Origin of the sequence: Variovorax sp. YR266 (assembly GCF_900107295.1) — a bacterium.
Taxonomy (GTDB): Bacteria; Pseudomonadota; Gammaproteobacteria; order Burkholderiales; family Burkholderiaceae_C; genus Variovorax.
Genome location: NZ_FNPM01000003.1, coordinates 590,479 through 599,553, shown reverse-complemented (window position 1 = coordinate 599,553; position 9,075 = coordinate 590,479). Strand labels below are relative to the sequence as shown.

Sequence of the window (9,075 nt, the reverse complement as noted above, 5' to 3'; positions counted from 1 at the left end):
ACCACCAACAATCAACGCCCCCAGAGAAGCACCAACTGCCTCGAACACCAGTGGCATTCATCAGCGAAGCCCACGAGTATATGACAGATTTGGGGTGCCATCAACCTCCACGAACTTTTTTCGCCCAAGTTCCGAGGCACCTCCTCGAAGACTACGCTCCCCCATAAAGAAAGCCGCCCGAGGGCGGCTTTCTTACATACAGCAAGTTGCTACTTAGTAATAGCGCGAGCTGTTCATGCGGCGCATCGCTTCATAGAGCGTGGGCATGCGCACTTCCTGCGAACGGGTGCTCATGCGGGCCAGCGCGTCGATCTTGGCGGCCTCAGCGGCAGGCACCGTGCCTTCCGATTGCTGGCGCCACATCGCAGCCTGCAGCTCTTGCATCACGCGCGGGTCGCTCTTGGCGGTTTCCAGGAAGCGGGCGTCGGCGCGGGCAGCGGCACGGCGTTCGGCTGCAGCGCGCCAGGCACCGGCGATGCTGCTTTGGCGCACCGAGCCTGCGAACAGCGCGAACAAGGCGATGGCTGCGACGCAGAACACAGTCCAGGCAGCGAGCAGACCGCCTTCGTTCCAGTTGGAAACGAGCGAGTCAGTCACCACCAGCACGGCCGCCGCGATGGCGACGATCAGCAGGGCAACGAGCGGACGGGCGCCATTGGCACCGGCGCGGGCGGCCTGGATCTGGCCGAACAGGACTTCGGCGCGACGCACGCCGGGGTGAACAGTAGGTTGGTCAACGTGAACGAAGCTAGTCATGATGCATCCCTCCTGGGACAGTGGTAATCAGTGGTGGCGAACAAGGCCGATGCAGTGATATTAGGGATTACCCCAGTGTTCGTCTACTTTATCTTTCTGATGTTTATCATTCACAGGACTGATGGACGTCAACTTTCGCACACTCGACCTCAACCTGCTTCGCGTCTTCGACGAGGTGATGGCGGAGCGCAACCTCACGCGCGCTGCCCGCAACCTCTCGATCACGCAACCGGCGGTAAGCAATGCGCTGCGGCGCTTACGTGAAGTACTGGGGGACGAGCTGGTGCGCCGCTCCGGCGCCGGCGTGGAGCCCACGCCACGGGCGCTGGCCCTCTGGCCGACCGTGCGCGATGCCCTGCGCCAGCTGCAGCACACACTGGCTCCCGGCGAGTTCGATGCAGGCACCGCCGACACCACCTTCCTATTAGCGATGGCCGACGCCACCGCAGCCGAACTCATCCCGGGCCTGGTGCAGATCGCCGAAAAGGAAGCGCCCGCCATTTCGTTGCGCGTGCTGCCGCTGACCACACGCGATCCGCGCCGCATGCTGGAGCTGGAAGAGGTCGACATGGCCGTCGGCTACTTCCCGGCGGTGATCGCCAGCCTCGCGGCGCGCGGGCAATCTGGGGTGGGGGTGCCGTTCGAGACCCAGCGGCTCTACCTGGGCCAATACGTATGCGTGATGCGGCGCGGCCATCCGCTGGCGAGTGCCCCCCTCACGCTCGATGACTACTGCGCAGCACGACACCTGCTGGTGAGTTTTTCGGGGAGGCCCTACGGCTTCATCGACCAGACGCTGGGCGCCTTGGGGCGCGAGCGGCGCATCGTGGTGACGGTGAACCAGTTCTTCACGGCCGGCCGGGTGGTCGCCAATTCAGACCTGCTGACCGTGCTGCCCCGTCACTTCGTGACGGTGACCGGCATCGACGATCAATTGGTGCTGCGCGACCTGCCCTTCGACCAGCCGCCGGTGCACGTGGATGCCATCTGGCATCGGCGCGCCCAGCATGGGCATTCGCACGAGTGGCTGCGCAATGCACTGTTGCGCTCGGCAGCCGCGGCTTTCGCCGGATCGGTCCTCGGGCAGAAAGTGCCCGGCTGACCGGGTTCGCTTAGCGGACGACGCTGAGCCAGGCGCTGGCTGCGGCGCGCAGTTCCTGCGCGTGGTGGGCTCCGCGGCCGGCGCGCATATCGGCGCTTTCCATCAGCGCTGCGGCGTGGCTGGCCGGAGCATTGGCGCTGGAAGAACGGAAGAAACGGGCCACTTGGGCAATGAGGCTGAACATGACGGTGCGCGGCTCGTGGCTGCGCTGGAGTGGTTGATGTTTCAAGAATAAGGGTTATCCCTAGTTAATCAAGCCAAACCTTATGCACTTCACGCATGGGGCAATTCACCTAGACTGGCCCGACGATGAAGCTGCAACTGCTCTCCGACCTGCATCTGGAGTCCCATCCCCGCTTCCATGCCGAGCCCGTGCCGGGCGCCGACATGCTGATCCTGGCGGGCGACATCGGCTCCTACCAGCAAGGCTCCCGCCTGACCGATACCGATTTCGGCCTGGGCCGCTTTTCGCCCCGCAACGGCTGGCCGGTGCCGGTTGTCTACGTGCCGGGCAACCACGAGTACGACAACGTCGACTTCGACGAGACCCACGACCGCCTGCGCACGCTCTGCGAAGAACTCGACATCCTCTGGCTGGAGCGCGAAACCCGGGTAATCAACGGCATCCGCTTCGTGGGCACCACGCTGTGGGCCGACTTCGACGCACTGGCCGAACCCACCGACAGCCTGGCCGAGGCGCTCAAGAAACGTGGCAAGGCCATGCGCGCGGCCGATTTCTATCTTGAAAAAGCAGCCACCATGCGTAACGGCGAACTCTTCCTCGCCGCGCAGCTGCGCGACCAGGCGCTGGCCTGCCAGACCTGGCTCACCCAGGCGCTGGCCGAACCTTTCGACGGGACCACGGTGGCCATCACCCACTTTGCGCCGAGCCTCGAAAGTGCTGACCCGCGTTACGGCCTGACACCCGGCACGGCCGGCTTCTGCAATGCGCTCGACGAGTTGCTGCCCCATGCGAAGCTGTGGCTGCACGGCCACCTGCACTGTCCGTCGGACTATGTGAAGAACGGTTGTCGCGTGGTGGCCAATCCGCTGGGCTACGCACGCAACGGCGAACAGGAAGGCTACAAGCCCCAGTTGCTTATCGACGTGCGCTGACCGGCCTCCCCGTCGCGCAGACGGTAACGGCCAGCAACGCGTTCGCCACCACGGCTGTGTAGACTGGCCGAGCCCATCTCACCGATGGAGGAGAGCGCCATGACGCAACAGCAACAACAACGACGCAACTTCCTGCAGCAGACCGCCGGCGCCGCCGCGGCCACTGGATTGCTCTCCTTGTGGCCCCGGGCCTTCGCCCAGGGACCGAACGAAACCGCCGGCAGGGCCATGGGCCAGCTGTCGATAGCCGAAATGTCGCGCCGCCTCGCCGCCGGCACCCTCAGCAGCAGCCAACTAGTAGAAGAAGCACTGGCCGCCATCCAGAACCCCGCGGGCGAAGGCGCGCGCACCTTCATCCGCGTGCACGCCGATACGGCCCGCGCCACCGCGGCACGGCTCGACGCCGAGCGCAAGAGCGGCCGCCCGGCCGCCTCGCCGATCGCCGGCATCCCGATCTCCCTGAAAGACCTGTTCGACGAAGCCGGCATCACCACGCTCGGCGGCTCGATGGTGCTGGCCGGCCAGCCGCCGGCGGCGCGCGATGCCCTCGTGGTCGAGCGGCTGCGACGCGCCGGCGCGATCATCATCGGGCGCACCAACACGGTCGAGTTCGCCTACACCGGCCTGGGCGTCAACCCGCACTACGGCACGCCGAAAAACGTCTACGACCGCGCAACAGGCCGCATCCCGGGCGGCTCGACCTCGGGCGGCGCGATCTCGGTGACCGATGGCATGGCGGCCGGCGCCATCGGCACGGACACCGGCGGATCGCTGCGCATCCCGGCGGCGCTCAACGGGCTGGTGGGCTTCAAGCCGACGCAGCGGCGCATTCCGCTCGACGGCGTGATGCCGCTGTCGACCTCCTTCGATTCGGCCGGGCCGATGGCTTGGACGGTGGAAGACTGCGCCCTGCTCGACGCCGTGCTGGCCGCCGAACTGCAGCGCCCGCTGCGTGTGCTGCCGCTGCGCGGCCTGCGCTTCGCGGTGCCCAAGACCTTCTTCCAGGACGATCTGTCGCCGCCCGTGGCCGCGGCATTCGCGTCGGCGCTGGCTAAGCTCTCGGCCGCCGGCGCCACGGTCACCGAACTGCCGATGACCGAGTTCGCGAAGGCGCCGACCATCAACCCGCGCGGCATGATCACCGCCGCCGAAGCCTTCACCTGGCACCGCGACTTCATCAAGACAGGTGCCGCCAAGTACGACCCGCGCGTGCTGGCCCGCATCAAGACCGGCGAAACCATCACCGCGCCCGACTATCTGCAGCTGCAGGCGCTGCGCCGCCAGTTCATCCGCTCGATCAACACCGCCGCCGTGGGCTACGACGCGATGCTGATGCCCACCACGCCCGACATCGCTCCGCCGATCGCCGAGGTTCTGAAGGACGACGACACCTACTACCGCATCAATGGCCGCATGCTGCGCAACCCCTCGGTGGTGAACCTGTTCGACGGCTGCGCGCTCTCGGTGCCCTGCCACGACGCGGGCACGGCGCCGGTCGGGCTGATGGTGGCCAGCATCGGCAACACCGATCACCGGCTGCTCGCGGTGGGCGCAGCGGTCGAAGCCGTGGTGACGCCGCGGCGCGCGCTCAGCAGCTAGCGCGCGGCCAGGCCGTCGAAGCAGGTTGCGAGCACAAGCTCGACGATCTGCTCGTCTGTCTGCAGCCCGCCGGCCTTCAGGAAACCGAGCACCGGATCGCAGGCGCGTGCGAACAACGTATAGAGCACGGCAATCGCCGGCAGCTTCGGGTTGAGCGAGCCGTCGGCCTGCGCCGCCTGGATCCAGCCGCCGAGCTGGTCGCTGATGGTGACCAGGCGGTCGAGATATCCCCGGTTGTTCATCAGCGCGGCGCGCAGGCTCGAGTTCTGGTGCGGCAGCGAAGGCATCTCGCCGGCCAGCTGCATCTGCATGGCCCAGCGCACCACGGCGCGCAGCTTGTCGACGGGCTTGTCCTCGGCCGGCACCGCGGCAAGGAAATCCAGCGTGCGCTGCATGATGCGCACCATCGCTGCGGCCGCCAGGTCTTCCTTGCTGGGAAAGTGCTTGTAGAGGCTGGCCTTGGCGATGCCGACCGTTGCGGCCACCTCGTCGACCGTCATCGATTCGAAGCCCTTCTCGGCGAGCAGGCGGTTCGCGGTCTGCACGATGGCCTCCTCACGGGCCTGCAGCATCTGTTCCTTGAACGAGGTCTTGGCGGGGGCGGTGGCACTCATGCCGGAAATTCTAGTCTCGCCCGTCGCTGGGCAGACGGCGTGGACGCCGAAATACCAGCCAGTCTTTTACAGACCCGCCGGTTTGCCCGATCTCAGGCGCCCCGGCCCTTGGATACCAGGCGGATGCCCGGCATCAGCTCGGCCGCCAGTTCCGGGCGCTCCAGCGCGTAGTCGAGGTTCATGCGCGCGATCTCGACGTGCTCCTCGCCCAGCGCCTGCGCCCGCGAGCCTTGCCCGCGCTCGATGGCCTGCACGATCGCGTGGTGCGTGCGGTGCGCCTGCCGCATCCATTGCTGGCCCTCTTCCATCGACGACTGCATCGGCAGCATCGCGCTCGGAGCGGCAAAGGGCTGGCCGCCCAGCATGTCCATCACCCGTTTGAGCGCGAGATTGCCGCAGCCTTCGACGATCAGCTTGTGGAAGCGGTCGTTCATTTCGACGTAGGCCGCGTAGTCGTCGATCTCCATGCTGGGCTTGTTCACGGCGCGGTCGCCGTCTTCCAGGCACTCTTTCAGGTCGCGCAGCAGCTGGCGCGATGCACCGTCTTCGGCCAGCAGACGCGCGGCGAAGCCTTCGATCACGCCGCGCACGCGGATGGCGTCGGCCACTTCCTGCGAGGTGAAGCGGCGCATCTGGTAGCCGCCGCTGGGCGATTGCTCGATCAGCCCTTCGTGCTCCAGGCTGGCCAGCGCGAGCCGCACCGGGGTGCGCGAGGCTTCGAGCTTCTCGGCGAGCGGGATCTCGGCCAGCCGCTCTCCGGGCACGAATTCGCCCTTGAGGATCAAGTCGCGCAGTTGCACGAGCACGCGGGATTGTTGGGAGTCCATCGGCGGATTCTAGGAGACGAGCCCGACACTGCACGCAGCATATTTAGCCTGGCTCGGTTGTTGCATGCATTGCGCCACAACAAGTGTCAAAAACTAACGAGCGGCTCAGCATTTACCCTGATTTTTGCCTCTTCAAGCCCCGAATCGGGGCGAAATCGCAGATGAAAGTTTGACCCGGATCGAGGATCACCAAGACAATGCATACAGTTGCATGCAATGGCTGCAAGCCTCTTTCCACAGTCCCCACGATGGAGCCCGCACGATGATCAGCGCAGAGCAGAACGATTTCATCACCCGCGTCGGACCCGGCGCGCCCGCCGGCAAGCTGCTGCGCCGCTACTGGCAGCCGGTGGCCCTGGCCGACGAACTGGCGGGCCCGCGCCCGGTCAAGCCCGTAAAGCTCATGGGGCAGGACTTCGTCCTGTTCCGTGACGAGAACGGCCAGCTCGGCATGCTCGACCGCGACTGCCCGCACCGAGGCGCCGACCTCGCCTTCGGCCGGCTCGAAAACGGCGGCCTGCGCTGCGCCTTCCACGGCTGGCTGTTCGACGCCAAGGGCAATTGCCTCGAAACCCCCGCCGAGCCCGCCACCAGCAAGCTGTGCAGCCGCATCAAGCAGTCGGCCTATCCGGTGGTCGAGAAAAGCGGCGTCGTCTTCGCGTACATCGGCGAGGGCGAGCCCCCCGCGTTCCCCGACTTCGACTGCTTCGTAGCGCCCGACAGCCACACCTTCGCGTTCAAGGGCCTGTTCGAATGCAACTGGCTGCAGGCGCTCGAAGTGGGCATCGACCCGGCACACGCCTCGTACCTGCACCGCTTCTTCGAGGACGAAGACACCTCCGGGAGCTACGGCAAACAGTTCCGCGGCGCGTCGGCCGACTCCGACATGCCCATCACCAAGGTGCTGCGCGAGTACGACCGTCCCGACATCAGCGTGGAGCCCACCGACTACGGCTTCCGCCTGAAGGCTCTGCGCAAGCTGTCCGAAGACACCACCCACGTGCGCGTGACCAACGTGGTGTTCCCGCAGGCCTTCGTGATCCCGATGAGCGCCGAGATGACCATCTCGCAATGGCACGTGCCGGTGGACGACACGCACTGCTACTGGTACGCCATCTTCACCAGCTTCACCGGCCCGGTCGACAAGCAGCAGATGCGCGACCAGCGCCTGAAGCTCTACGAGCTGCCCGACTACACCTCGCGCAAGAACAAGCGCAACAACTACGGCTACAGCATCGAAGAGCAGCTGACCGAAACCTACACCGGCATGGGCGACGACATCAACGTGCACGACCAGTGGGCGGTGGAGTCGCAAGGCGCCATCCAGGACCGCACGCGCGAGCACCTGGGCAGCACCGACAAGGGCATCATTGCCTACCGCCGCGTGCTGGTGAAGGCCATCGAAGCCACGCTGGCCGGCGAGAGTGCGCCGATGCTCATCGACGCCGCACAGGCCAGCGCAATGACCGGCCCGCCCTCCATCGACGGCATCGGCCGCAACGTCAGCGACGAGGCAGCCACCGAGGCCTACTGGCAGGACGCCGACCGCGCGCGCCGCCTGAAGTCCGACTGGGCCTCCGCACGGCTCGCCGCCTGAGCACGCACGCCATGAGCAGCAGCCACACATTCGTCGACCGCTTCGGCCTCTGGTCCGACGACCAGCATGCGCAGGCCAGGGAGCTGGTGCGCCGCATCGATAGCGGCGAGGTCGACCTCGTGCGCTTCGCCTGGCCCGACCAGCACGGCATCCTGCGCGGCAAGACGCTCGTCGCCACCGAGGCGCGCTCTGCCCTGTGGGAAGGCGTGAACCTCACCTCCACGCTGCTCGCCAAGGACACCTCGCACAAGACCGTGTTCCCGGTGTTCACGCAAGGCGGCGGCTTCGCCATCGAGGGCCTGCAGGGCGGCGCCGACTTCACCATCGTGGCCGACCCCGCCACCTTCAAGGTGCTGCCATGGTCGCCGCGCACCGGCTGGGTGATGTGCGACGCCTACATGGCCGACGGCAAGCCCTGCCCCTTTGCCACGCGGCAGATCCTGCAGCGCGCGGTGCGCCAGCTCGACGAGCTGGGGCTGGACTTCATCGCCGGCCTCGAGGTGGAGTTCCACGTCTTCAAGCTCGACGACGCGCGCATGGGCCTGGCCGATTCGGGCCAGCCCGGTGAGCCGCCGCGCGTGTCGCTGCTGTCGCACGGCCACCAGTACCTCACCGAGCTGCGCTACGACCGCGTCGACGGACTGATGGAACTGCTGCGCTCGAACCTCATCGCGCTCGGCCTGCCGCTGCGATCGCTCGAAATCGAATTCGGCCCGAGCCAGTTCGAGCTGACCTTCGGCCCTACCGCCGGCGTGATGCCGGCCGACACCATGGTGCTGCTGCGCAGCGCCATCAAGCAGATCTGCCAGCGCGCCGGGCTGCACGCCACTTTCATGTGCCGCCCGAAGATTCCGAACGTGATGTCCAGCGGCTGGCACCTGCACCAGTCGCTGCGCCGCAAGAGCGACGGCGTCAACGCGTTCATGCCCGAAGCCGAGGGCCAGACCCTCAGCGAGATCGGCATGCATTACCTCGGTGGCCTCAAGGCGCATGCCTGCGGCGCCGCGGCACTGGCGAGCCCCACCATCAATGGCTACCGCCGCTACCGCCCCTTCTCGCTCGCGCCCGACCGCGCGATCTGGGCCAAGGACAACCGCGGCGCGATGCTGCGCGTGCTCGGCGGCGTGGGCCAGAGCGCCTCGCGCATCGAGAACCGCGTGGGCGAGCCGACGGCCAACCCGTACCTGTACCTCGCGTCGCAATTGTTCTCGGGGCTCGACGGCATCCGCAACAAGACCGACCCCGGTCCTTCGGCCGATGCGCCGTACGAAACACCGGCAGAGCAACTACCTCGCTCTCTGAGCGACGCCCTCGCCTGCCTGCGCAAGGACGAGATGCTCAACACGCAGATGAGCAAAGTCTTCATCGACTACCTCTGCCACATCAAGGAAGCGGAAATCGCCCGCTTCAACCTCGAAGTCTCGGAGTGGGAACACCGCGAGTACTTCGACATGTTCTGAAAAC

At 66.5% G+C, this 9,075-nt stretch carries 9 protein-coding genes; 5 read left to right on the top strand and 4 right to left on the bottom strand.

All coding sequences use genetic code 11. The annotated features are described in order from the left end of the window. Window positions 1–213: 213 nt before the first annotated feature. The gene (locus tag BLW48_RS11970) at window positions 214–756 is read right to left on the bottom strand and encodes a hypothetical protein (RefSeq protein WP_093056989.1); all 543 of its coding nucleotides are present in this window, start codon (window positions 754–756) and stop codon (window positions 214–216) included. A 121-nt stretch (window positions 757–877) separates the two neighbouring features. On the opposite strand from BLW48_RS11970, the gene BLW48_RS11965 reads away from it, so the two are divergent. After that, window positions 878–1,858, top strand: a complete 981-nt coding sequence (locus BLW48_RS11965; protein ID WP_093056990.1) for a LysR family transcriptional regulator — start codon at window positions 878–880, stop codon at window positions 1,856–1,858. Window positions 1,859–1,868: 10 nt separating this feature from the next. On the opposite strand, the gene BLW48_RS34980 is transcribed toward BLW48_RS11965, so the two are convergent. Continuing rightward, window positions 1,869–2,087, bottom strand: coding sequence for a hypothetical protein (locus BLW48_RS34980; protein ID WP_093056991.1), 219 nt, complete (start codon window positions 2,085–2,087; stop codon window positions 1,869–1,871). A gap of 80 nt (window positions 2,088–2,167) precedes the next feature. Between BLW48_RS34980 and BLW48_RS11960 the strand changes: the two genes are divergently transcribed. Both BLW48_RS11960 and BLW48_RS11955 read left to right on the top strand, forming a co-directional pair. Further along, window positions 2,168–2,974 carry a metallophosphoesterase gene (locus BLW48_RS11960; RefSeq protein ID WP_093174887.1) on the top strand — a complete coding sequence of 269 codons (807 nt, stop codon included), beginning with the start codon at window positions 2,168–2,170 and terminating at the stop codon, window positions 2,972–2,974. Window positions 2,975–3,073: 99 nt separating this feature from the next. Further along, a complete protein-coding gene (locus BLW48_RS11955) occupies window positions 3,074–4,573 on the top strand; it encodes an amidase (protein WP_093174886.1) in 1,500 nt (499 codons plus the stop codon). Here the strand turns inward: BLW48_RS11955 and BLW48_RS11950 are convergent. Beyond that, the gene (locus BLW48_RS11950) at window positions 4,570–5,187 is read right to left on the bottom strand and encodes a TetR/AcrR family transcriptional regulator (protein WP_093056993.1); all 618 of its coding nucleotides are present in this window, start codon (window positions 5,185–5,187) and stop codon (window positions 4,570–4,572) included. The two genes, BLW48_RS11955 and BLW48_RS11950, sit on opposite strands and share 4 nt — an antisense overlap. A 92-nt stretch (window positions 5,188–5,279) precedes the next feature. Continuing rightward, window positions 5,280–6,014, bottom strand: coding sequence for a GntR family transcriptional regulator (locus BLW48_RS11945; RefSeq protein WP_093174884.1), 735 nt, complete (start codon window positions 6,012–6,014; stop codon window positions 5,280–5,282). Window positions 6,015–6,276: 262 nt separating this feature from the next. Between BLW48_RS11945 and BLW48_RS11940 the strand changes: the two genes are divergently transcribed. Further along, window positions 6,277–7,611: an aromatic ring-hydroxylating dioxygenase subunit alpha gene (locus BLW48_RS11940; RefSeq protein ID WP_093174881.1), complete on the top strand. Its 1,335-nt coding sequence runs from the start codon at window positions 6,277–6,279 to the stop codon at window positions 7,609–7,611. Between the two features lie 11 nt (window positions 7,612–7,622). Then, complete coding sequence (locus BLW48_RS11935) at window positions 7,623–9,071, top strand: glutamine synthetase family protein (protein ID WP_093174878.1); 1,449 nt, start codon at window positions 7,623–7,625, stop codon at window positions 9,069–9,071. Window positions 9,072–9,075: the final 4 nt, after the last annotated feature.

What these genes read in the sequence shown, in the direction of transcription:
- BLW48_RS11935 (WP_093174878.1), top strand. Translation starts at nt 7,623, where the DNA reads ATGAGCAGCAGCCACACATTCGTCGACCGCTTCGGCCTCTGGTCCGAC.
- BLW48_RS11945 (WP_093174884.1), bottom strand. Translation starts at nt 6,014, where the DNA reads ATGGACTCCCAACAATCCCGCGTGCTCGTGCAACTGCGCGACTTGATC.
- BLW48_RS11955 (WP_093174886.1), top strand. Translation starts at nt 3,074, where the DNA reads ATGACGCAACAGCAACAACAACGACGCAACTTCCTGCAGCAGACCGCC.
- BLW48_RS11950 (WP_093056993.1), bottom strand. Translation starts at nt 5,187, where the DNA reads ATGAGTGCCACCGCCCCCGCCAAGACCTCGTTCAAGGAACAGATGCTG.
- BLW48_RS11970 (WP_093056989.1), bottom strand. Translation starts at nt 756, where the DNA reads ATGACTAGCTTCGTTCACGTTGACCAACCTACTGTTCACCCCGGCGTG.
- BLW48_RS11960 (WP_093174887.1), top strand. Translation starts at nt 2,168, where the DNA reads ATGAAGCTGCAACTGCTCTCCGACCTGCATCTGGAGTCCCATCCCCGC.
- BLW48_RS11965 (WP_093056990.1), top strand. Translation starts at nt 878, where the DNA reads ATGGACGTCAACTTTCGCACACTCGACCTCAACCTGCTTCGCGTCTTC.
- BLW48_RS11940 (WP_093174881.1), top strand. Translation starts at nt 6,277, where the DNA reads ATGATCAGCGCAGAGCAGAACGATTTCATCACCCGCGTCGGACCCGGC.